A 22714-nucleotide genomic window follows, 5' to 3' on the forward strand; every position below is an offset into this window, starting at 1 on the left:
GCGGTGGCCGGATTGCTTGCCGAACGGATATTCGAAACTTTGAGGGCGCTGATTTTGCACTGGCCCTCATCAATATCGTTACGTCTGGTGGCTGACGCGGGCCAATATCTGCGCGGCGCCCTGGCCGCGTCGCAGGCAATCATCGGCCAATCGCGAGAGAAAAAAGTGAACCATAGTGCCCTGGCTGCCAACGCGCGGCGGCTTGCCGATGCAGCAGAGGGGCTCGGCATCTCGAAAGACGACGGATTGTCGCCGGATGGCACGGCTTGCGCGGCGATTTTTCGAGATATCAAGGACGACCGAACTTTTTCAGGCCGGCGCCCTGATCCGCTGAGTGCCGCCGATGATGCCGAAGTTATTGCCCATCTTTGCAAAGATGCGCACTACTGCGCCTTGCCGCATCTTGCCGGTCGGGTCGTCGAAACCGGTGCTTATGCCCGGCATTGCGACACCAGCAGGCCAGACGATCCGCACCTTAGGCAACGCTTCATGGCACGCATAGGCGACGTTGGCCTTTGCTTGAAGCAACTCGCGCATCTTGCCAAGGGCCAGAATGATCCTTCCGAACTGATGGCCGGTGGTTCGGTGCCCGGCGACGGCGGCTTTGGCGTGGTGGAATGTGGGCGTGGCAGACTTTATCATCAGGCCGAGATCGACGCGAACGGGAAACTTTGCGCCTACCGGATACTGGCCCCGACCGAATGGAATTTTCATCCGGCCGGTCCATTTGTCAAAACCCTACTGTCATCGCGGATCGGTGCTCATGAATCAGCAGCCCGGTCAGTTTATCGCCTCGCGGCTCTGTTCGATCCCTGCGTCGAGTTCAAGCTTAACGTTCGCGATGCCGCGCATGCATGAAATGTCGTTGATGGAGAGTGTGATCGCCATCGTCTGCGAGATGGCGCAGCTAAATGGTGCGAGCGCAGTCAAATCGATCCGCCTCGATGTCGGTGTCTTGAGCCATATCAATCCGGATTCGCTCCTGTTCTGCTACGAAGCTGTGCGGCGTGGGACGATTGCCGAACATGCCGCACTCGAAATCAACCGCATCGCCGGCGAGGGCTGGTGCCTCGATTGTGGGAAGACGGTGCCCCTCGATGAGCGATTTGGCGCCTGCCCGGATTGTGGGCGGTATCAGGTGCAGGCGACGGCGGGCGATGAATTGAGGATCAAGGACATGGAGGTGATCTGATGTGCACGGTATGCGGCTGCGAGATGGCAACATTGGAAGATGGCAAGAGCAAGACAGGCGCGCAAGGCGACCATGATCATCATCGCGGTCACCTGCACGATCATGGACATCCTCATGATCGTCACTACGCGGAACACGGTGCGCTCCAACATCATCAACGGATTGCCGGCGTGCATGTCCCGGGCATGAACCCGGAGCGCATCGTCCAGATCGAAAAGGACATCCTGTCCAAAAACAATGCCTATGCTGCCGAAAACCGGGCTCGGTTCGTTCGTGACAGCATCTTTGCGCTGAATTTCGTTTCAAGCCCCGGGTCGGGAAAGACCAGCTTTCTGGTGCGCGCCATTCACGACCTCAAGGACCGAATGTCGATCAGCGTGATTGAAGGCGACCAGGAGACCTCCAACGATGCCGCACGCATCCGCAAGACCGGTGTTTCCGCAATCCAGATCAACACCGGCAAGGGCTGTCACCTCGACGCCCACATGGTCGGCCACGCGGTCGAGGACCTGGCGCCCGAGCCCGGTTCAGTCTTGTTCATCGAAAATGTCGGCAATCTTGTCTGTCCCTCCGCTTTCGATCTCGGCGAGGCCCATAAGGTCGTGGTGCTTTCGGTTACCGAGGGCGAGGACAAGCCGCTCAAATATCCCGACATGTTCGCGGCCGCCGACCTGATGATTCTCAACAAGTCCGACCTGCTACCGCATCTCGACTTCGATGTCGGGCGCTGCATCGCTAATGCGCTGCGCGTCAATCCACGCCTTCGCACTCTCACGGTTTCTGCGCGCAGCGGCGACGGCATGGAAGCGTTCTATTTCTGGCTGGAGGCTGAGGCGGCCCGGATCGCGAAAGCTTCGCAGGTAGTCTGACGATGGTGAGCACCTTGGCATCCATGGCGGAAGATCGTGTCCGGCGGTTGCGAGTGCGTGTGCGCGGTGCCGTGCAAGGGGTGGGATTCCGGCCGTTCGTCTATAGGCTTGCGAGAATGATGCAGCTTACCGGCTTCGTGCTCAACGACAGCGCCGGCGTGCTGATCGAGGTCGAGGGCACCGCTGTCGACTGCTTTGCGGAACGCGTCTGGAAGGAGGCGCCGCCGCTTGCCCGCGTCGATACCGTCGATAAGCTGGAACTGGAGCCGGCCGGCGACGAAACGTTCGAAATCCTCGAAAGCGTCGGCGGCCGTGGCGCCACGCGCATTGGCGCCGACGCTGCCACCTGCGTCGAATGCCGGCACGAACTGAATGATCCGGACAACCGCTTTTTCGGTTATCCTTTTGTCAACTGCACTCATTGTGGCCCGCGCTTCACCATCACCCGTGCGCTCCCCTATGATCGCGGCCGGACCTCGATGGCTGCGTTCCCGATGTGCAGCGCCTGCGGCGCAGACTATGCCAACCCCGAAAGCCGGCGGTTCCATAGTGAGCCCCTCGCCTGCCCGGCTTGCGGCCCACAGCTTAGCCATCCTATCGCGGAGGTCTCCGCGCGGCTCATGAATGGCCAGATCATTGCGATCAAGGGCGTCGGCGGCTTCCAGCTCTTCTGCGACGCACGCAATGATACGGCGATTGATCGTCTCCGACGACGCAAAATGCGCGACGAGAAGCCGTTCGCGATCATGGTGCCGGACATTGAGACAGCCCGAATACTTGCCAGGCCCTCGCGGGCGCAAGAGGATTTGCTCGCCTCGACCGCCGCCCCGATCGTCCTTATCGAGGCGCGTGATCACCTTTCCAAGCTCATCGCTCCCGGCCTCAGTCGGATCGGCCTGCTGCTCGCCCATGCGCCGGTGCACCACCTGTTGTTTGCCGCGTTTGCAGCAGAAGCGGCCGGCGCTCCCGCCGCTCTGATTGCGACCAGCGCCAATCCGGAGGGTGAACCGCTCGTATCAGATAATGACGATGCCATGCATCGGCTTCCCGGGGTTGCCGACCTGATCGTCACACATGACCGTGACATTGCCATTCGCGCTGACGATTCCGTCATGCAGGTAATTGACGGCGCGCCGAGCTTTCTGAGGCGCGCCCGGGGTTTTGTCCCGGAGCCGGTCGATCTTGGCGAGGACGGCCCATGCGTGATTGCCACCGGCGCGGACTTCAAAAACGCGATCTGCGTGACACGGGGCCGGGAAGCGTTCCTGTCGCAGCACATCGGCGGTCTCGACAATGTCAAAGCGATCAGATTCCAGCGGGAAGCCCTCGAGCATCTCTGCTCTATCCTTGATGTCAGGCCCGAATTTGCTGCCTGCGATCTGCATCCGGATTTTCGTTCAGCGCGGATCGCGGAACATTTGGATTTGCCGCTTCTGCCGGTGCAACATCACCTCGCCCATGTCGCGGCCGTGGCGGCGGAACATCATGCCGGCGGGCCGGTCCTCGGGCTTGCACTCGACGGCCACGGCTATGGCGTCGATGGCAGTAGTTGGGGAGGCGAAATGCTGGTCGTCAACGGTCCTCGCTGGCGACGGCTCTCTTCGCTTCTGCCCTTGCCGGCGCCAGGCGCCGGCCGGGTCGCGCGGGAGCCCTGGCGCATGGGAATTGCCGCTCTTCAGGCCGCCGGCCGGCGCGACCTTGCGGCCACGCTTTGGCCCGGACATCCTGGTGTCGCGCAACTTGATGCGATGTTTTCCCGCGGCTTGCAATCAGCCGATACGTCCAGCTTGGGGCGGCTATTCGATGCAGTGGCTGCGATAGCGGGCGTCCGCCTCGTCCAGAGCTACGAGGGGCAGGCAGCAATGGAACTCGAAGCACTCGTCGATGATCCCCAATGTCTTGCCGGGGGCTACAGTCTCGCCGATGGCCTGCTTGATTTCCGACCCCTCATCATCCATCTGGCGGAGCGGCAGCTTGGCCGCCGAAAGGCCGCAGACCTATTCCACGGCACGCTGATCAGCGGCCTCGCCGATTGGGCTTCCCTTGGTGCATCGCAGGCTGGCACGCGAGCGATCATGCTCGGCGGCGGCTGCATCACAAACCGCATTCTGGCCGAAGGTCTTTCCAGCGCCTTGCGCGACCATGGCCTCGAGCCCTACCTGCCGCACCAGATCCCGCCCAATGACGGGGGTATAGCGCTCGGTCAGGCCGCCTTTGCACGGCACGTCATCAAACACGACTGCGCCCAGAACTGGGAGCACCGGACATGTGCCTAGCCCTACCGGTCCAGGTGGTGGAATTGCTGCCAGACAATATGGCCAAGGTAACGCTGGACGGCGTCTTAAAGGTCATATCGATTGCACTCGTGGAGGATGTGACGCCCGGTGACTATCTCATCCTCCACGTCGGCTACGCGCTTGCAAAGATCGAAACTGAAGAAGCAGAAAGGACGCTTGCCTTGATCCGCGAAGCTGCCCTGGGAGGTCCGGCGTGAAATATATAGACGAATACCGCGATGCCAAGCTCGCCAAAGATATTGCTCGCCAAATCGCAGCGGCGGTAGATCCGGCGCGCAGCTATCATTTCATGGAATTCTGCGGCGGCCATACCCATGCAATTTCGCGCTATGGCCTTGAAGACCTGCTGCCGTCCAATGTGCAGATGATTCATGGACCGGGATGTCCAGTCTGTGTGCTGCCGATCGGCCGCATCGACGCAGCGATCGCGCTTGCCATGTGCCCAGAAATCACACTTTGCACCTATGGTGACTTGATGCGTGTACCATCCTCAAACGGCTCGAGTCTGCTCAAGGCCAGGGCGACCGGCGCCGATATTCGCATGGTCTATTCGACACTCGATTCGCTAAACATCTCCGAAGCCGAACCGAACAGGCAAGTCGTCTTCTTTGCCATCGGTTTCGAGACCACGACGCCGCCGACGGCGCTGTCGCTGCGGTTCGCGATCGCTAAGGACCTCGCAAACTTTTCGATCTTCTCAAACCACGTGCTAACACCGGCTGCGATCCAGACTATCCTTGAAAACTCCGATGCTCGCACGCTCGGCACTATCAAGATCGACGGATTGCTCGGCCCTGCACATGTCAGCACCGTCATTGGTACGCAGCCATTTGAAGTCCTTGCCGAAGAATATAACAAGCCGATCGTGGTGGCAGGCTTCGAGCCGCTCGATGTCATCTATTCAATCCTGATGCTCGTCCGCCAGGTCAATGAGGGCGTCCATAAAGTCGAGAACCAGTATATCCGAGCCGTGACCACCCTTGGCAACGAGAAGGCGAGGCGCGAGATCGCCAATGTCTTCGAATTGCGGGAAAGCTTCGAATGGCGGGGACTGGGCGCGATTCCCCAAAGTGGGCTTGGCCTCAGGCCTGGATATGCCAAATACGATGCCGAGAAACGTTTCGACGTCGTGACGCCGGCGGCAAAAGACAATCCGGCCTGCGAATGCGGCGCCATCCTGCGCGGTGTGAAGAAGCCGTCCGACTGTAAGCTGTTTGGTAAGGTTTGCACGCCCGATTCGCCGATGGGTTCCTGCATGGTGTCGTCGGAAGGCGCCTGCGCCGCGTATTGGCTCTACGGCCGTTTCGGCAGGCAGGGAAAGGCGGACGAAAGCAGCAGGACGATCGCATGACCACGAAAGCCAAAAGGTCGCGGCTCGACCTCAGGAACGGACGCATCGATCTCTCGCATGGGGCGGGGGGGTGCGCCACGGACCAGTTGGTCAAGGGCATTTTCCACAGGGCCTTCGACAATGACTGGCTCCGGGCTGGCAACGATCAGTCGGCATTTGCGGTTCCGGCAGGGTGCATGGTGATGACCACCGACAGCTATGTTGTCTCGCCGCTGTTCTTTCCGGGGGGCAATATTGGCTCGCTTGCGGTGCATGGGACGATTAACGACATTGCCATGGCCGGCGCATGCCCGCTCTATCTTTCGGCAGGTTTCATTATTGAAGAGGGGTTTCCGCTCGCAGATCTTAATCGAATTGCCGACGCCATGGGAGCGGCCTCCCGCGCGGCAGGTGTGCCAATCATCACTGGCGATACGAAAGTGGTTGAGCGCGGCAAAGCCGACGGCGTGTTCATATCCACCTCCGGCATCGGCATGATTCGAGCCGGTCTCGACCTACGCTCCGATGCCGCGCGGCCAGGCGATGCGGTCATCATCTCTGGTTCGATAGGCGATCACGGCGTCGCCGTGATGTCGAAGCGCGAGAACCTGGATTTCGATACGGACATCATATCGGATTGCGCTGCGCTGCACGGGTTAGTAGCGGCAATGGTCGAGGTCGCCGGATCGTCAATCAGGCTGATGCGAGATCCAACGCGCGGTGGACTTGCGGCGACACTCAACGAAATCGCCAATGCCTCAAATGTCGGCCTCCGCATCGACGAGGAGACCATTCCGATCAAACCGGAAGTAGCCGCGGCCTGCGAATTGCTCGGCCTCGACCCGCTCAACGTCGCCAACGAGGGCAAGCTCGTCGTATTGGTGGCGCCAGAGTTTGCGAATGCGCTGCTCGCCGTCATGCGCGCGCATCCGTTGGGTGCGCAGGCCGCATTGATCGGCCATGCCGAGGATGACGACCATTGCTTCGTCCAGATGGCGACGTCGTTTGGTGGCAGTCGCATTGTCGATTGGCTATGGGGCGAACAGTTGCCGCGGATCTGCTGAGCACGGCTGTGCATATCGCTTCACGCAAGACGGCGTGCCCGGAGCCAGCAACGAGCTTGGTGAGCAGCTTTAATGCGTACTTTCCATACGCACTCCCTCCTGTGGCCATGAAGAGATCTAAGTGCGGGCACACAAACATGATTGGTTCACAAGATCTCGCGCTGATCGCTGAATCGCGCGAGCATCTGTCGAATCTGCATATTTTCTTGACGAAGATATTTCATCAGCAAAGCCTTAAGCCGTCGATTCTCTTCTTCAAGTGCGATTAGCTCCTCGCCTGAGATATCGTCGTGGCTGGCGTTTGATTGGCCGCTTGTCATTTCGTCGGCATTATCGATATTCGCTTCACGTCGACGCTTTATGTTCTTTCGAGACCGGCTGGAAGAGCCCTCTTTCGGTTGTGAAACAGAGGCGAAGATCGCCCCATCGTCCTTCTGAGACGGGCACGTTTGTTCGGTTTCGAGAGAGGACGCCGCAATCCGTTTATCATCGCCGGTTTCAACCTCGTCGTTGAGATGAGTCTCTGGTATTGGATCCGACCACAGCTCGCTTTCTCGCTTCGGAACATCTGAGACGGTGTCAGGCTCGAAGAGATGTGGTGCGTCTGCCTCCGCCTCGCGCGCCAGCGTCTTGAGGTCGGTATCACCCCAGATAGAAGCTGGCTGGATCGTTGATCTGCGCCGGGCCGATTTGAGCTCGACAACGAATTTTCGCTGCTGTGTTTTCATGTATGTCCCATCTTTGAGATCGTAAGGAGGATTACGATCGGTCAAATCGCTCAAGCATCTTTTTAAGCTGATCATTCTGCAAAAGCAGCTTTTGAGCCAATTTAACCCTCAGTTGCGTGATTTCCTCGTCCAGGTTTGTCACCTCTTCGAAAAAGCCGTCCTCAGACGATGAGGATGTCTCATCTTGAGCATTGCTTGAGACAGCTGTGCTCTGCGCAGTGACGTCAATGTGAACTCCTTTCGCATGTGCCGGCTTTTTCGTCCGCGGTATGCCAGGGACCCGACTGCGCGTATTGCTTTCAAGCGGCACCGCGGAAGCTTCAGCGCTCGGCTGCCCGACCTCCGGAGGCGACAGTTCTTGAACCTCGTCACCTTCAACCGGTGCCGCACCTTCAATTTCGACCTCACCTTCGAATTCTTTTGAATCAGTCCTTATGATCTCAATAGATCGGCTTTCATCGGGCTCGGAGCTACTGGAGGGCTCTGGTGGGTTTAGCGCAAGCTGCGGTACGTCTTGAGTTTTGCTTTGGCTTGCGTCGGTATCGACACCATGCCCAATCGAACTTTCGGGTGCGGACTGTCGCCGCGACGTTAATCGAGCAAGGAATTTCCAGGGTAATTTCATAGTGCCTCAACCTCGACCAGTCCGTATCCATAGTGGCGCCGCAGCTTGACACCGGGCTCGGAAGGCGAGCCCGGCGAACGCATCTTCTGCCGAGAAGGATAGCTCAGGTCGATTTCGCCACCATCCCGCTGTTGATCGGCGATCAATCTAGCCCGAGCCGCTTGCGCAGATCGGCATTTTCGGCACGCAATTTCTCTGCCAAGAGGTTACGCAGCCTCTTATTCTCTTCTTCCAGCTGAAGAAGATCCGCCATCTCGTCCCTTGCCGAAATGGCCGTCGTACCTTTTTGCACGGACTGCTGTGCCGGCCTCTTGGCTGCAGTGTCCTTTATGGGTTCCTTGACGGAGATGTCGGCCACCTGCATTTCGACAGGCTGGGACTTTGTGTCTGCGGCTTGGTCGCTACGCTTCCTGCGACCTCGCGGCGCCTTCGCGGGTTTCCCAACCTGCGTAGTACCCGCTGCCTCGGCAGTTGCTTTCGGGCGTCGCGGAGCGCGCTGTTTTTTAGGCGCCGGCGTTTTTACCGGTATATTCGTGTCTGCCATCTCAGTGCTTGTGCCAGTATTATTCTCGTCAGCCATGAGTATCTCCCTCTGTCGGCAGGAGTTCTTTTCGGCTGAGTGAAAGACAGAGTCAACATTGGTGATTTTGTGGCCTACTTTTTGGACAGCACCTCTCAAAACTCGTGCCTAAAGGCGAGCGGCTGGCCTGCGGACTTTGGCAATGAAAAAATGCAGAGCTTGCGAGGTCGAACCGTCTGTCGAACGACGAGTTAGCGACCACATCTGCCAGGAAAGGGAGCTCCCCCTACCAGCTTCTGCGATCGCTCACGTCATTCAATGTTCGGATTTTCCTAAATCATTTGCAATAGATCGATGCTTCAGCTGGCACCCGATTCTTGACAGATATGTGCAAAGCCCGTTTGCACCGTCATGGAAATTGGCCCTTGGTTTGACCGACAAAGAGGATACGAAATGCGTGCACCATCAGGTTCTGTTCCCGGACTTTGCTCTGCCTCCGCCACCATGTTCGCTGTCGGAATGGCGTTCCTTGGCTATTGGGGAGTGTATGAGCCAGGCGGCTGGCATCGGTCCGATTTGATCGTCGTGTCTTGGCGCTAATCGGTTTTGCGGCGCTTGGCTCAGTTCCTTGGATCGTAACGACCCCTGTCGCGGAGGAAGGCCAGGAAAAGATCGTAGCCGCCAGGCGAGCGCTGTTGCTGGGCGTCGCATTGATCTGGTTGTCCGTTCTCGTGTCGTTTTTTTCTTAAGCCTCAGTCCGCACCAGACTGGGATTGCAGGGTCTGTGCAGTTCCTTGGCTGGATCGAGCACATCCAGTACGCAACTCCATGCGCCAACAGCTTCAGCTGCCCAGGAACCCCCAAATCCACCAGCAATTTGTTGCAATTCGGTTTTCGAGAAAGATGGCGGTTTTCATTTGAAATGTGGATGATTGCAAAGGATTTGACCAGATGCGGTCTCTAAGGACTGGGGCCGTTCTCTGCTTAGATTATGAAATTCAGCAATTCGCAGACGACGAGACCCGCCGCGCCGCGCAGGCCGGCGACATCTTCACGATCGCCGAGGGCAAGGGCGATCTCGTTATCTCCGGGATTGAACATCAGTTGCCTGACGCTCTTTCGAATAAGATCTAACATCAATTTTCCGCCATGCACGATGTCGCCATGCAAAGTGATGCAGCTGGGTGCCATCAGCTGTTGAAGGTTCACTAACCCGACAGAAATATTGGACGCGTAGTCTTCAAGCAGTTCTTTTGCCCCTTTAGCGCCAGTTTCGGCGAGCCACACCAAGCGGCTCGCATCCAACAAGCCAGCCTGCGGCAGGCCCCTGGCCCTTGCTTCGCCTCTCAGCCATGGCAGTGTCGCGATCGTTTCCCAACATCCGCGTCGTCCGCATCTGCACATTTGGCCATTGAGTTGCACGATGGTATGGCCGATCTGGCAGTGTTTACCCCCGGCGGCCCTATAAGGATGTCCATCGACATAGAGGGCCGCGCCCAACGACTGACCGATGTAAACGACCGCAAAATTTCTCTGTCCACGTCCTTGCCCGAACCAACGGTCGCCAACCAGCAAGGCTCTGGCATCTTGGTCGACGCAAGCCGGAACCCCGAAACGCTTTGCTAACTCCGCTTTTATCGGAAAGCCATGAAGGTACGGCGCGAAATCCATAGCCGCGATCGAGCCCGTTTGCGGGTTGAGCTCTCCTGCAACTGCCATGCCGATGCCTAGAACCTCTTGGTCGGCAGATGCGACTGACTTCTCAATGCAGGCACTGACGATCTGAAATGCATCGGCAGCATCTGTCAGATCTTTCGCCAAATCCACCTCGTGTTGAGCATAGAGCTCGCCCTCCAGAGAGACCAAGCATGTGTGGACACGGTCGTGCATCAGCCGAACTGCGCAGATCGGCTTGGCCCCTTTCGAGAACCACAGCTTTGTAGCGGGTTTTCCGCCGGACCGATCGGGGGGTACCAGGTCGCCTTCTTCAAGAATACTCTGATTGATCAGTGGTTGGACTATGCCGCCGATGGTTGCGCGGCTGGCACCGGTGACGCGCGCAAGCTCGACCCTGCTGGACGGACCCATATCGTAAAGGGCCTGCAGCAAGCGTCCTCGATTTGCAATCCCTAGCGTCCGCGCGGCGATTAGGGGATGAGCTGGCCTAAATCCTTTACTGTCGCTCTGGTCCCCCTCGGCCGGCCTGATGAGGCGCTTGCCAGATCCTTCGTGAGTGTTCGCGTTGCTCGCACACGCAATTGATGGTTTTTCCGTTCTTTTTATCATGGACTCCGTCTGATCCGACTTTCTCTTGTTGTGGAAACTCGATCGTCTTTACGCCACTCCCGCCTGAGTGCCTGCAGTCGTTGCCGAACGCTCCCGAACCCCCGAACCGATATAGCAATCATCACACACCTGCTTTTCTCCACCGCCGTTTGAATGTTCATTTCGAAAACGAAGAATTATCCTTCGAGTATATATTTATATTCGGGATTAAAATTTCCAAAAACCGGAGCACTACAACAGAAAGTCCCACAAACGCAAAATATACTTTTAAATATATTTCAGAACTACTGTTGATCTGACCTCCTAAAACATTAGAACTCTTCAGCAAATCGACAGACATCGACGTAACCAATCGCCGGAGGAATAAATGAACGAATTTGCCAGCAATAATCTGGACCTCTGTGAGTCCGGAGGGCACCAGCGAGAAAGGGATCTCGCTCTCCTTGGTGGGGAGCCCACCGTTCCTTCCGGGCGGATCACGCCTTGGCCAGCCACACAGACGGAGCATTTGGATGCACTCCGCGAAGTTGTAGACAGTGGAAAGTATCATCGGGTCAATCACCCTATCGTGGCCGATTTGGAGCAGGATCTCGCTACTTGGACGGGGAAGTGGAAGGTGCGCGCCGTCGGCAGTGGTACGGCGGCAATCCATATCGAGCTTGATTATTTTAAAGGTCGAGGCGAGCAGGTGGTGACTGCGGCGCTAAATTGGCCGGGCGCGGTGGGGCCAATTGCGATTAGTGGCCTTCAGCCCGATTTCGTTGATGTCGACATGAACCTCGCCGGGATCGATCAAGACGCGGCAGCCGACCGATTCGGACCCGGTGTCGGAGCGGTTCTCATTACCCATCTCTTCGGGAATAACATTCGTGTTCCTGATGCAAGATCTGCCGCGCGCGCCGAAGGGATTGCCGTGATTGATGACGTCTGCCAATCGATCGGCGCCATAAAAGCGATCGCAAATGGGGCATACATTGATACAGACGCCCTCGCTTTGTCTGGCAACGGCGCCAAGCATCTTGGAGCCGGCGAGCTCGGATTCGTGATTACGGAGGACAAAGATCTAATTGAACATGTGGACTGCGTTTCACTGACGAGTTCATCTCGAAACGGAGATCGGACTTTTTCGCCGTCTTCAGCAGGATATAACTACCGTCCGAACGTCTTCTCCTCCTCCATAGCAAAAATGCGATTGAGCAACCTCGAGACACAACTTCAGATTCGAAGGAATAATGGGAAAATTCTATGGGAAATGATCCGAGATCTCTCCGGTATATTTCCCCTCTTCGACCCATCTGACTGCAATCAGTCCATGCTCAGCTTCCCACTTCGCATCGAGCCGGAAGCTCTCGGTTTTGGTCCGGGTCCGACGGCAAGGGATACCATCGTCAAACTGCTGCAGGCGGAGGGCGTGCCCGTTTTGATCTGGCTCAGGAAGCCAGTGTTCGAATATCTGCCGAATATTGCCAAGGATTGGAAAGCCGCCGATTTTCCAAACACGGTAAAACTTTTAGATACCATGTTTTGCGTATCGGAAATCGCGCCACCCAACGAAGCCGGGGTAATGGAACTTTACGCAGAAGCATTTCATCGGGTCTGGACGGCTCTTTCCAAGTTTGGCCCAAAGATTTCCGATATCATGACAACCGTCTGAACAAGCTGAATCCAAGCAAAGTCACCTTCGCGCTTGCTCTCTTGCAACGCCGTTTTCCAGCGACAACGGAGTGATCCCATGACCTCGTACAAAACGCCAAAACTTCTGATTTTCGATTGTGATGGAGTCCTAATCGACAGCGAAATCATTGCGACAGCGGTTCATATCGAAGTGTTGGCAGCGCACGGATATAATATAGCTGCGGAGACTTACAATCGTCGCTTCACAGGCATGACTGATCGGCAAACCTATTCAACCATCGAAGCTGAGTCTGGCTTGCGCTTGCCGGCGGGGCATCATGAATATGCTATGGCAGAAATTGGTAGACGGTATGCCAGCGATCTCAAAGCCATCTCAGGCGTCAACGAAGTTCTGGATGCCATTGATGTGGCGCGTTGCGTGGCATCGAGCAGCAATCTGAAGGAACTGCATTTCGCGCTCAAGCTAACAGACCTCTACGATTATTTTTCGCCGAATGTATTCAGTGCTTCCCAAGTCTCACGTGGCAAGCCCGCCCCGGATCTTTTTCTATTTGCGTCTGAGAGAATGAACACGTCGGCGGATAATTGCTTGGTCATCGAAGATAGCGTTGCCGGGGTCCAGGCGGCTGTGGCGGCTAAAATGCGGGTAATTGGTTTCGTCGGTGGTTCTCATTGTCCTCTTGGACATGCTGAAAAATTGCTGGAAGCCGGCGCCATGAGAACATTCAGCCAGATGGCGGCTTTGCCAGAAATTCTATCAAGTTGATGGTTGGGCGATGGTGTGCCAGGCAGGCTGGAGCCGTAGCGAGCGAACCAAACGCGCAAATGCGTTTGCGTTGGAGGGTTACCCAGGTGAGGACCCCTTTTGTCCGCGGCTACTGATCAGCGTCAGATTATCCCGCTGCAATGCTCTTTAGGAAGAGCTTCAATCTAAAGCAACCCGACACTCGGCAAATAGGAAGAGACGATGGCTGAAAAGCAAATACACATTCAAGCTCCAATAGTGATTGAGTATCTGGAGAATTGTCGCGATCTGGTTCCGGTTTGTGCAAGCTGGTCCTTTGGGCAATGGGGTTGTCAGGCCAATGGCTCATTCGAGCAGACACAGCGTGAGTTCCAAGCCTCCTCAAGAAGTTCTATGCCGCTAACTTTGGTTGCTAGCGAAGACAGCAGACCCACAGGGATGATCAGCCTTTCCAATTGTGATTTTAAAGGAAGGCCTGATCTTTCGCCCTGGCTAAAGTCGCTGTACGTCCATCCATTTCATCGCAATAAGGGTACAGCTTCATTGCTGGTTAAGAGGCTGGAACACGAAGCTTTGCGCCTCGGCTACGAAAGGCTTTATCTTACCACGGAGAGCGCAAAGCTCCTCTATACAAAGAATGGCTGGTCGGAAATGGACCACGTACAGACACCTTATGGTGATGCGACTTTAATGACAAAGATGTTGCTGGTCGCAAGTACGGCCTAGGTCAGACGGGCCAAGGGGCGCCTGTGTTGGTCTGCGTGTACTCAAACCTCCTCCGGGACTCCAACTGATCTGACCGTGTGAACATATCGTAGACTGCCATGAATCGTGTTTCGGACCATCAGATCATGGAAGGCGTGACCTCAGCCAGACTGTCATCTATAGTGGACTTCAAAAATCACGTCCCCACGAATCCTTAAGCAGCCCAAAGCGTTGTGGCGTTTGAATTTCCCGGCGTCACGCGGTCTTCAATTGCATCGACAGAGGAAACTGAAAAATGTGGCTTTGCGAGAATGCTCTCCAATGTCGCGGAATAGCCGTTCCAACTTCCGCTGGTGAACAGGTCCCCGCAAAGGCTGACGCGGCCTATAATGCGGTACTTCAATTGCTTTACCGCTATGCTCGCGTGCCGGTGCAACATCTTAGTGATCAGGAGCTTGCCTGCGAACTGGACCTTGGGCGGACACCGATACGCGAAGCACTCATCCGACTTGCCGCAGAGGGCAAGATCGTTTCGATCCCTCAGAAAGGCTATTTCACCAGGCCGCTCGTGGAGGGAGCATTGTTGGACTTGTATGGTATCGCACGTCAAACCCTCACCTACGCGCTCTGGCGTATGCGGCCGCATGTGCCGGATACTGACGGCGAGCGTGACAACCCGCCCCGCGACCAGCTCGCGATACATGCCGAAGCCGTCTTTGCCCAAATTGCCCAGCTGTCGGCAAACTGCGAAATCTGCCGAATTGTCGACAAATTCTGTTTTTGCTCACATCCCGTCCGGATGGAAATAATTATCTCGGAGCTTGGCCCTTCCTACGAACAAAGCCTTGCAAGGCTGATCGACGCGATGCGGTTATTGAGCAAGGCAACGGGCGCGGTGGAATCAGCATTGATGAGTCACCTTGATCTCGAACAGAACGCGCTCCCACGCGTCGTACAAGAGGTAAACAGGCGGCGGTCGACAAGTTTTCCTCGGCTGGTGAGAAGTTTGTAAATATGCAGTTGTGATTGCCGAAATCGAGCTCCGCGGCTGGACACATGACGGCAACCTTCGTCATGCCTCCTACAAGGGTTTGCGCGAAAACCAGGATAATGCCGCTGTCTTCGACATCGCCGAGCGGCCTGCGAGGGCGCTCGACCCTTTCGAGGAGCGCCCTATCGAACCTGGACGATCGCGCGCGGCGGGCCGAGCAAATCACCTGCTGACATTACTCACCCCAAATTCGTCCGCCGATGCCCCCATTTGGAGCGATCTCGTCGATACGCTTGAGGTCCGCGTCCGTCAGTACCAGTTCCGCGGCGGAAATGTTCTCCGACACACGTTGCTGATTGCGAGCACCTGGGATCGGCACGATGTAGTCCTTTCGCGTGAGCAGCCAAGCCAACGCAAGCTGGGAGAGGCTGACGCCTTTCGCCGCGGCGAGCGAGGTGAGCTCTTTTGCAATCTCGACGTTCTTGGCGAAATTCGCCGGCGCCCACCACCCGAGGTTCTGCCGGAAATCGTCGGCGGCGTATTGATCGCGAGATGCTACGTGGCCAGTCAGGAAACCACGCGCCAACGGGGAATAGGCAACCAGTCCGATGCCTAATTCTTCAAGGACCGGCAGCAGCGGCTCCACGTCCCTGGCGAGGATGGAATACTGGTATTGCTGAATCGAGATAGGGGCAACGGCACTGGCGCGACGGATGGTGTCCTCATCCGAGTTGGAGAGGACCGAGGCATTTCACCTTACCCGCGTGGACAAACTCCTGCATCACGCCGACCACGTCTTCGATCGGGACGTTGGGGTCGGGAATGTGCTGGTAAAGCAGATCGATGGTGTCGATGTTCAGATTCTTGAGTCTGGAGTCCACAACGTCACGGATGGTCTCCGGCCGGGAGTCAGGGGAGTAGCTTTCCGTCAAGCCGAATTTCGTTGCGATCGTCACCTGATCACGAATTGGCCGCAGCGCAATGCCGAGCAGCTTCTCACCTTCACCCCAGCCGTACATGCGTGCGGTGTCGAAGTGGGTGACGCCGAGCTCATGGGCGCGGCGGATGGCCGTGATCGATTCCTGATCGTCGCTGGGGCCGTAACCGATGGCGGTGCCCGTGGCACCGTAACCAATGGCGCCGACCGTAAGGCCGTGTCGGCCAAGCTTGCGTTGCTGCATCGTGAATGTCCTTTCTTATCCGATGCGCCCATTTTGAGTTTGACACTTCGATTGACGATGTCCGATCCTACCGTTTCATTGCCTGATCCTGCTGATCGCTTGACGTTTGCAGGCTAACGAGGGCAGAGGGCCCCATGACCGATCTTGCCCAGCTCAAAGCCATTGTCTTGCGCCATGCAGGCAAGCCCCAACCGAAGATGCCGCGGGTCAGCGTCAGCACCTTCGATCGACCGTCGGAGCCGGGCTGGCGGTCTACAACCCGGTTGTCTGCTTCGTGCTGCAAGGATCCAAGCAGGTCTTCATCGGCGACCAGGTGCTTGAGTATGGCGCCGGCCACTGCATGGTCGTGGCGGCCGAACTCGCCGCCATGGGACAGATCAGCGAAGCGTCACCCGAGGAGCCCTATGTCGCTCTCAACCTCTACATCGATCCGGAGGTAATATCCGCACTGCTCCTGGAGATGGGCAGCATGCCGGAACCCCCAATGAATAAAGGATTCGGCTTCAGCCCCGCAGGGCCGGCATTGATCGACGCCTGGCGGCGCCTCGTTGAACTTCTCGACCGCCAGGATGAAATCCCGATCATGGCGCGTCACAGGGAGCACGAACTCATGTTTCGCTTGCTCATGGGACCTCAAGGGGCGTTGCTCCGGCAGATTGCCGGCAACGGTAGCCGCCTGTCCCATGTCCGGCGGGCAATGGCATGGATTCGCGAGCATTACACGGAGCATCTCAGCATCGCAGCCATGGCCACTGTGGCCGGCATGAGCGTGTCGGTGTTCCATCGCCGCTTCAAGGCGATTAGCGGCTTGAGCCCGCTCCAGTACCAGAAGCAAATCCGCCTGCACGAGGCGCGTCGGCGCCTGATCGCGGAGCGCTCAGAAGCAGCAAGCGTCGCCTACGCTGTCGGCTACGAGAGCGTTTCGCAGTTCAGTCGCGAATACAAACGGCTGTTCGGCGCACCACCCCGGCAGGACGCCGGAAAACTGCAGAACATCGTTGAATCGGTAGCCTAGTCTTCTTAGAGCTCATGCACGAACCAGCGCGCGACAGGCTTCAATTTCGCCCAGATGATCCAGCACCCAGGTCGCCAGTTGCATGATCGGTGCGGCAAGAGACCTGCCGAGATCTGTCACGCCATACTCGACCTGAGGCGGCACGGTCGCATAGACCTTGCGGGTCACCATCCCGTCCGCTTCCAGAGACTTCAGGTTGCGGGTGAGCATTTGTTGGGAAATCTCGCCTATCACGCGTTTCAACTCATTGAAGCGCCGCGGCCGGTCGGCAAGCATCGTGATCTTCAGGATGGTCCATTTGTCGCGGATGCGGCCGAGAATCGCGTTGACCCTGCGACAGTTGGGGTTTGGTATAAGGCTGATTTGGCGGGACAGGCATATGCATGTGACTACGCCTCGAAAATATGCGTTGTTGCGGCATCGGCAGTCAGTAACGACCGTTCCTGCCAGATCATCGACGTGGGATTTGAAGTGGTGGAACGAGAGAGCACACGACAGTCTGATTGGGTCTCGCGCAAACCCTAAGCTGGTTCCGGCGATGAGTCGTGATCGGCGGCGCGTCGGAACTCAAACAACGTCGTTCTTTGCCTCACAGGACTTGACGGGGTGTGGCCCATAATGGAGATGTCGCTTCGTGGCTTTGCCGCTCAATTCTCCCTTCTTCGCGTAGGAGAAAGTCACTTTGAACAGAAAGTCACCGGTCTATCTGAACGCGCTGCGTGCCTTTGAAGCCAGTGCACGTCACGGCAGCTTCTCCGGGGCTGCCGAGGAACTCAAAGTCACCTCAGCTGCGGTAGGACAGATGGTGCGGGGGTTGGAGGATTGGCTGGGAATGCCGCTCTTTCATCGTACCACCACCGGAAAGGCGAGGCTTACCCCGACCGAACGGGCCGAACATGCCCTTCCCGATATCAGGGCAGGGCTCGATCAGCTAGTCATTGGGCTGGAGCGTCTTCGCGCGTCCGCAACGAGCGGAATCCTCAACGTAACCGTCAGTCCTGCTTTCGCCGCCAAATGGCTATTGCCCCGCATCGACCGCTTCCAGGCCAGATGTCCGGAGACCGACATTCGGCTCGAGACGAGCCTGAAGCTGGTCGATTACAAGGCACATGGAATAGACATTGGCGTGCGCTACGGAGATGGAAGCTGGCCGGACCTGATCGCCGAAAAGCTGATGGACGAGGAAGTCTTTCCTGTCTGTTCGCCCAGGTTTTCAGAAATTGGAAGTCTAAACGTCCCAGCCGATCTGACGCGCCAGACGCTCATACACGATCTCTCCGTGGACCCGGCACTCGGTTTTGTCACCTGGGACCGCTGGCTGCGCGCCGGCGGCGTATCAGATTCCCAGCCGCAAAGGGGCATGAGTATCAATAATTCCGCTGCCGTCCTGCAGGCTGCGATCGAGGGTCGGGGCGTAGCGCTGGCCCGCAGCATCCTCGCCCATGACGATCTGACTGCGGGAAGGCTCAAGCGGCTCTTCCCCGATGTGACCGTGCCATCGACGCTTGCCTACTACATCGTCTACCGGTCGCAGTATGCGTCGCTGCCGAAACTGCAGGCCTTTCGCAACTGGCTGCTTGAAGAAGCCGGCACGGCACGGCCCTAACTCGGCCGCAGCGCAGCGCGCCAAGATTTTCTTTGCCGCGCCCAAGAAACTCTCATTTGTCAAGCCGGCCATGCGGGCGCATCAAACGGCGCATATGCATTTTTGGCGAGGAACATCCCTCGCCGCGTGCGGCCAAGCGAAACCCGAAAGTATGACCGTGGCTTATCTCCAAATCACCCTTCAGATCGCCGCCGCGAACCGTCGCGCTGCCATCGGCATCTATCAGAAATACAAGGAAACGTTCCTCACAGACATCGGAGCGACCTCCAAGGAGCTTCTGATCCGCGACGATGACGTGCAGGTTCTCCATGGGTTCAACAGCGTTGAGGACGCAGGGCCTATCTCGAAAGCGAACTCTTCAACGACGACGACGTCACCGATTGAAGCCGCTGCTGGCGGCAGCGCCGGACATTCGGATTTACGCCATCGCCTGAACTGCAGCGAGCATAACATCCAGATAACCCGCTAATGGCTTCAACGACAACAATATCGACTAAGGCCATTGTCATCGTCGGCGGCGGCCTTGCCGGACTTACGGCAGCCTATCACCTTCATCGCAACGGGCTCGACTTTACCCTGGTCGAGGCACGGGAACGGCTGGGCGGCCGCATTCTCACGGCTGACCCGCAAACCGATGTCTCGCACGACGGTTTCGATCTCCGCCCTTCCTGGCTGGCCCGACATGCATCCGTCGGTTCAGGAATTTGCACGCGAGTTGGGGGGTCGATCAGACCTGGCAGAGCTGGATCAGTTTGGCAGGCAGCGAACAGCACTCAACGATCCCGGTTATCTGGCTGGGGCCATCGAAGCCGGTGAGCGTGTGGCCACGCCCCTGATCACCAGGCGAGACGGAGATCGTTCATCCCCTATCTTGAAATGCGAGGAAAGGAGCAGGTCATGAAAACAACCTATCGGGCGATGCAGATATCCACGTCCGGCGGCCTTGAGCTTGTGGACCGACCGACGCCGGGCGACGAAGAAGTGCTGATTGCGGTTGAAGCCTGCGGCATCTGCGGCGCGGATTTAAGCGACATCGACAAGGCGGACCGGAGACTACAGCCGCCGCGCGTTCCCGGCCACGAAGTGGTCGGCCGGATCATCGCGCTTGGATCAAACACGCCCTCGGCTTGGAAGCTCGGCCAGCGCGTCGGCGTTGGCCGGCTCGGCGGGCATTGCAACGAATGCAATGAATGCCGTGGCCGTTTCAATCTATGCCGCAACCAGCCCGTTCTCGGTTCTTCCTGCGATGGCGGTTACGCGGAAATGATGATTGCGCGCGCGACCGGACTCGTTTCCATTCCGGACAAGCTTTCATCGGAAGAGGCAGCACCGATCCTTTGCGCCGGCATCGCCACATTCAATGCCTTGAAGAAATCGGGCGCTGAGGCAGGCGATACGGTTGCTATTCTCGGAATAGGCGGGCTCGGGCACATGGCGCTGCAATATGCCCGCAAGATGGGCTTCCGCGTGGTCGCGGTGGGTCGGGGCGACAATATTGCCGAAGATGCTGTGAAGCTCGGCGCCCATCGTTACATTGACACGAACAAGGAAAATGCCGCCGAGGCTTTGAATAAGATGGGCGGCGCCAAAGCGATCCTGACCACGATCGGCAATCCGGACGCCGTCTTGGTTTTGATGCCTGCACTTACACCGGAAGGCCGCCTGGTCGTGCTCGGCGTCGGCAAGGATCCCCTGCCGGTATCGACTGGATATCTGGTGGGCGCTGAGCGAGGCGTGATCGGCTCAATTACGGGGTCGCCGTTCGAGAACGAGAAGACATTGGACTTCAGCGTCCTGGCCGGCGTGCGGCCGATGATCGAAACCATGCCGCTGGAGCAGGCCGCCGAAGCGGTCCGAAGAATGCGTTCCGGTGAGGCGAAATTCCGGATCGTTCTGACGATGGGAGACCAGACCAATGCGGATCAATGAAGACCTGACAAAGCCGGTCATCGCCCATGCGGCCAAGCTCGACTGGGTGCCGAGCCCCGCCGCCGGCGTCGACCGACGGATGCTCTACCGCGTCGGCGGTGAAGTCGCGCGTGCGACCTCGATCGTGCGCTACGCGCCGGCAAGCGCCTTTCCCCGCCATGTCCATAGCGGCGGCGAAGAAATTCTTGTGCTTCAGGGGACGTTCCAAGATGAGCATGGCGACTATCCGGCCGGAAGCTATTTCCGCAACCCGCCCGGCACCTCGCACGTACCGGCGCCGGAGGAGGGCTGCATGATTTTCGTGCGCCTTTGGCAGTTTCGTCAGGGCGACAGCATGCAGATTGTCCGGCAGCCAGGCGAAGGCCAAGCGGCCCCATTGCGCGCCGGCGCCCGTGCGGCGCGTGTTCTCTTCGAGGATATCGCGGAACGCGTTTCGATCGAGACCTGGCAGTCCGGCTCAGCCATTGCCATCGAAAATCGCCGTGGCCTCGAATTTCTGGTGCTGTCCGGCAGCCTGATATTGCAGGGCGAGACGCTGGAGCCGCAATGCTGGGGACGGTTGCCGGCAGGCAGATCATTTGAGGTGGCGACAGGCCCAGAGGGCGCCGAAATCTGGATCAAGGACGCCCCTCTTCAGCACGCCGATGTGCTGCCGATGCCCTCCTCGGCCAAATGGGGATCGCCGAGGCGACGTTCCGCGACAAGGACGATGTCGCGAAACAGGAAAAAATTGCGTCAAGAAACGTCTGGGTTCTGACGGCGGCACAGTCGCTCGGGGGCGCCAATTCTCCCATCGTCATTTCGCTCGGCGGGCTCGTCGGCCAGCATCTGGCATCTGATCCGGCCGCAGCAACTTTGCCGGTCAGCATGCTCAACCTGGGGCTTGCTCTGGGAACGCTGCCGGCTGCGGCCGTTATGCGCCGGTTCGGACGGCGCGCCGGATATATAATAGGTGCAGCGCTCGGTACGATCGCGGGGATCGTTGCCACGATGGGCATCGTCCAATCAAGCTTCATTGTCTTCTGCATGGGCACGCTGATCGCCGGTTTTTACTCGGCCTATGTCCAGAGCTACCGCTTTGCGGCGACCGACGGCCTGACTGGCGCCGGGCGTGACCGCGCAATATCGCGCGTGATGGTCGGCGGGCTGATTGCTGCCATCATCGGGCCGCAACTCGTCATATGGACGCGTAACGCTCTGCCGGGACATGCCTTTGCCGGCAGTTTCCTCAGCCAGGCGATGCTCGCCCTGCTCGCGGTGCCGATCCTTTTGCCACTGCGCCGCCCGGCGGGTTCCGCCGCCGTGCATGCCACCGCCATCAGCGCCCGCCCGCTTGCACAGATACTGACCTCGCCAGGCTATCTGCTGGCCGTTGCGACCGGCGTCGTCTCCTACGGCCTGATGACCTTCGTCATGACGGCGGCACCTATGGCCATGGTCGGACACGGCCATTCCGTCGATTCCGCAGCGCTTGGTATTCAGTGGCACGTTCTCGCCATGTTCGGGCCAAGCTTCATTACCGGCCGCCTCATGGCACGCTTCGGCAAGGAGCGCGTGGCGGCGGTGGGACTTCTCCTGATCGGCGGGTCGGCGCTTATTGCGCTCAGCGGTGTCGATATCGCGCACTTCTGGGGATCGCTTATCCTCTTGGGGCTGGGCTGGAATTGCGGCTTCATTGGCGCCACGGCGATGGTTGCCGAGTGTCATTCGCCATCCGAACGCGGCAAGGCGCAGGGCGCTAATGCATTTATGGTGTTCGGGACAGTTGCCTGCGCCTCCTTTTTCGCCGGTTCGCTGCTGCACAGCTCAGGCTGGAGCACGGTCAACTGGCTTGTGCTGCCGGCCGTAGCTTTTATGCTCGTTCCGTTGGTATCGCGCGCCGCCAGCTTACCCCGCAACAGATGAGGAAGGACTCTAGTGTCGGTTTCCGCGCGTCGCTCGATCAGATTGTACTCGCGCTTCATGTCTTGAGGCCGCAGCGCGTTTCTACGAGCGC

25 protein-coding genes and 2 pseudogenes are annotated in these 22714 nt (G+C 58.1%); 20 read left to right on the forward strand and 7 right to left on the reverse strand.

The annotated features are described in order from the left end of the window. The first annotated feature begins 3 nt into the window (after nucleotides 1-3). From K290_RS0127645 to hypE, 7 genes are read left to right on the forward strand one after another with little or no spacing between them, the layout of a single operon-like run. Nucleotides 4-858, forward strand: a complete 855-nt coding sequence (locus tag K290_RS0127645) for a hydrogenase assembly protein HupF (protein WP_245276690.1) — start codon at nucleotides 4-6, stop codon at nucleotides 856-858. Then, nucleotides 851-1192, forward strand: a complete 342-nt coding sequence (hypA, locus tag K290_RS0127650) for a hydrogenase maturation nickel metallochaperone HypA (protein ID WP_004112848.1) — start codon at nucleotides 851-853, stop codon at nucleotides 1190-1192. The genes K290_RS0127645 and hypA overlap by 8 nt, the downstream gene beginning before the upstream one ends. Then, nucleotides 1192-2061, forward strand: a complete 870-nt coding sequence (gene hypB, locus K290_RS0127655; protein WP_004112846.1) for a hydrogenase nickel incorporation protein HypB — start codon at nucleotides 1192-1194, stop codon at nucleotides 2059-2061. The genes hypA and hypB overlap by 1 nt, the downstream gene beginning before the upstream one ends. 2 nt (nucleotides 2062-2063) lie before the next feature. Continuing rightward, a complete protein-coding gene (gene hypF, locus K290_RS0127660) occupies nucleotides 2064-4337 on the forward strand; it encodes a carbamoyltransferase HypF (RefSeq protein WP_004112843.1) in 2274 nt (757 codons plus the stop codon). Further along, nucleotides 4328-4555, forward strand: a complete 228-nt coding sequence (locus K290_RS0127665) for a HypC/HybG/HupF family hydrogenase formation chaperone (protein WP_004112840.1) — start codon at nucleotides 4328-4330, stop codon at nucleotides 4553-4555. Before hypF ends, K290_RS0127665 begins: the two co-directional genes overlap by 10 nt. Continuing rightward, nucleotides 4552-5709 carry a hydrogenase formation protein HypD gene (gene hypD / locus K290_RS0127670; RefSeq protein ID WP_004112837.1) on the forward strand — a complete coding sequence of 386 codons (1158 nt, stop codon included), beginning with the start codon at nucleotides 4552-4554 and terminating at the stop codon, nucleotides 5707-5709. Before K290_RS0127665 ends, hypD begins: the two co-directional genes overlap by 4 nt. Then, nucleotides 5706-6752 carry a hydrogenase expression/formation protein HypE gene (gene hypE, locus K290_RS0127675; protein WP_004112828.1) on the forward strand — a complete coding sequence of 349 codons (1047 nt, stop codon included), beginning with the start codon at nucleotides 5706-5708 and terminating at the stop codon, nucleotides 6750-6752. The genes hypD and hypE overlap by 4 nt, the downstream gene beginning before the upstream one ends. A gap of 146 nt (nucleotides 6753-6898) precedes the next feature. Here hypE and K290_RS0127680 read toward each other — a convergent pair whose 3' ends face one another. The 3 genes from K290_RS0127680 to K290_RS0127695 all read right to left on the reverse strand — a co-directional run bounded on the left by K290_RS0127680 (nucleotide 6899) and on the right by K290_RS0127695 (nucleotide 8685). Continuing rightward, a complete protein-coding gene (locus K290_RS0127680; RefSeq protein ID WP_244441506.1) occupies nucleotides 6899-7534 on the reverse strand; it encodes a hypothetical protein in 636 nt (211 codons plus the stop codon). Continuing rightward, nucleotides 7512-8105: a hypothetical protein gene (locus K290_RS0127685; protein ID WP_004112823.1), complete on the reverse strand. Its 594-nt coding sequence runs from the start codon at nucleotides 8103-8105 to the stop codon at nucleotides 7512-7514. The genes K290_RS0127680 and K290_RS0127685 overlap by 23 nt, the downstream gene beginning before the upstream one ends. Nucleotides 8106-8247: 142 nt before the next feature. Further along, on the reverse strand, nucleotides 8248-8685 hold the full coding sequence (locus tag K290_RS0127695; RefSeq protein WP_004112820.1) for a hypothetical protein: 438 nt from the start codon (nucleotides 8683-8685) through the stop codon (nucleotides 8248-8250). A 393-nt stretch (nucleotides 8686-9078) separates the two neighbouring features. On the opposite strand from K290_RS0127695, the pseudogene K290_RS38500 reads away from it, so the two are divergent. Continuing rightward, nucleotides 9079-9374 (forward strand): annotated as a pseudogene (locus tag K290_RS38500) (hypothetical protein). A 235-nt stretch (nucleotides 9375-9609) separates the two neighbouring features. Here the strand turns inward: K290_RS38500 and K290_RS0127700 are convergent. After that, entirely contained in the window at nucleotides 9610-10734 is a 1125-nt protein-coding gene (locus K290_RS0127700) for an ROK family protein (protein ID WP_240535390.1), read from the reverse strand. A gap of 544 nt (nucleotides 10735-11278) precedes the next feature. On the opposite strand from K290_RS0127700, the gene K290_RS0127705 reads away from it, so the two are divergent. The 5 genes and pseudogenes from K290_RS0127705 to K290_RS38505 form a co-directional block, all read left to right on the forward strand. Then, nucleotides 11279-12565 carry a DegT/DnrJ/EryC1/StrS family aminotransferase gene (locus K290_RS0127705; protein WP_004112816.1) on the forward strand — a complete coding sequence of 429 codons (1287 nt, stop codon included), beginning with the start codon at nucleotides 11279-11281 and terminating at the stop codon, nucleotides 12563-12565. Between the two features lie 78 nt (nucleotides 12566-12643). Next, the gene (locus tag K290_RS0127710) at nucleotides 12644-13312 is read left to right on the forward strand and encodes an HAD-IA family hydrolase (protein WP_004112813.1); all 669 of its coding nucleotides are present in this window, start codon (nucleotides 12644-12646) and stop codon (nucleotides 13310-13312) included. A gap of 201 nt (nucleotides 13313-13513) precedes the next feature. Then, a complete protein-coding gene (locus tag K290_RS36545; RefSeq protein ID WP_004112810.1) occupies nucleotides 13514-14017 on the forward strand; it encodes a GNAT family N-acetyltransferase in 504 nt (167 codons plus the stop codon). Nucleotides 14018-14291: 274 nt separating this feature from the next. Then, complete coding sequence (locus K290_RS0127720) at nucleotides 14292-15008, forward strand: GntR family transcriptional regulator (protein WP_004112807.1); 717 nt, start codon at nucleotides 14292-14294, stop codon at nucleotides 15006-15008. 10 nt (nucleotides 15009-15018) lie between these two features. Continuing rightward, nucleotides 15019-15126 (forward strand): annotated as a pseudogene (locus tag K290_RS38505) (non-homologous end-joining DNA ligase); the annotation flags it as partial. A 96-nt stretch (nucleotides 15127-15222) separates the two neighbouring features. Here K290_RS38505 and K290_RS38785 read toward each other — a convergent pair. Together K290_RS38785 and K290_RS38790 are read right to left on the reverse strand one after the other, a co-directional pair. Next, nucleotides 15223-15702 (reverse strand): aldo/keto reductase, encoded by a 480-nt coding sequence (locus K290_RS38785; RefSeq protein WP_312872685.1) that lies wholly within the window; start codon nucleotides 15700-15702, stop codon nucleotides 15223-15225. A 7-nt stretch (nucleotides 15703-15709) separates the two neighbouring features. After that, nucleotides 15710-16168, reverse strand: a complete 459-nt coding sequence (locus K290_RS38790) for an aldo/keto reductase (protein WP_004112801.1) — start codon at nucleotides 16166-16168, stop codon at nucleotides 15710-15712. Nucleotides 16169-16442: 274 nt separating this feature from the next. Between K290_RS38790 and K290_RS0127730 the strand changes: the two genes are divergently transcribed. Next, nucleotides 16443-17183 (forward strand): AraC family transcriptional regulator, encoded by a 741-nt coding sequence (locus tag K290_RS0127730; RefSeq protein ID WP_240535389.1) that lies wholly within the window; start codon nucleotides 16443-16445, stop codon nucleotides 17181-17183. A gap of 12 nt (nucleotides 17184-17195) precedes the next feature. Here K290_RS0127730 and K290_RS0127735 read toward each other — a convergent pair whose 3' ends face one another. Then, entirely contained in the window at nucleotides 17196-17459 is a 264-nt protein-coding gene (locus K290_RS0127735; RefSeq protein ID WP_004112797.1) for a winged helix-turn-helix transcriptional regulator, read from the reverse strand. Nucleotides 17460-17865: 406 nt separating this feature from the next. Here K290_RS0127735 and gcvA point away from each other — a divergent pair, with 406 nt between their 5' ends. From gcvA to K290_RS0127765, 6 genes are all read left to right on the forward strand, one after another. Further along, complete coding sequence (gene gcvA, locus K290_RS0127740) at nucleotides 17866-18789, forward strand: transcriptional regulator GcvA (protein WP_004112795.1); 924 nt, start codon at nucleotides 17866-17868, stop codon at nucleotides 18787-18789. Beyond that, a complete protein-coding gene (locus tag K290_RS38510) occupies nucleotides 18761-19258 on the forward strand; it encodes a hypothetical protein (protein ID WP_240535388.1) in 498 nt (165 codons plus the stop codon). The genes gcvA and K290_RS38510 overlap by 29 nt, the downstream gene beginning before the upstream one ends. Further along, the gene (locus K290_RS36555) at nucleotides 19258-19605 is read left to right on the forward strand and encodes an FAD-dependent oxidoreductase (protein WP_081598424.1); all 348 of its coding nucleotides are present in this window, start codon (nucleotides 19258-19260) and stop codon (nucleotides 19603-19605) included. The genes K290_RS38510 and K290_RS36555 overlap by 1 nt, the downstream gene beginning before the upstream one ends. 81 nt (nucleotides 19606-19686) lie before the next feature. Continuing rightward, nucleotides 19687-20718, forward strand: a complete 1032-nt coding sequence (locus tag K290_RS0127755; protein ID WP_004112791.1) for an alcohol dehydrogenase — start codon at nucleotides 19687-19689, stop codon at nucleotides 20716-20718. Further along, entirely contained in the window at nucleotides 20705-21475 is a 771-nt protein-coding gene (locus K290_RS0127760; RefSeq protein WP_004112789.1) for a cupin domain-containing protein, read from the forward strand. The genes K290_RS0127755 and K290_RS0127760 overlap by 14 nt, the downstream gene beginning before the upstream one ends. Further along, nucleotides 21391-22623 (forward strand): MFS transporter, encoded by a 1233-nt coding sequence (locus K290_RS0127765; protein ID WP_015341989.1) that lies wholly within the window; start codon nucleotides 21391-21393, stop codon nucleotides 22621-22623. The genes K290_RS0127760 and K290_RS0127765 overlap by 85 nt, the downstream gene beginning before the upstream one ends. Nucleotides 22624-22714: the final 91 nt, after the last annotated feature.

Origin of the sequence: Rhizobium leucaenae USDA 9039 (genome assembly GCF_000426285.1) — a bacterium.
Classification (GTDB): domain Bacteria; phylum Pseudomonadota; class Alphaproteobacteria; order Rhizobiales; family Rhizobiaceae; genus Rhizobium; species Rhizobium leucaenae.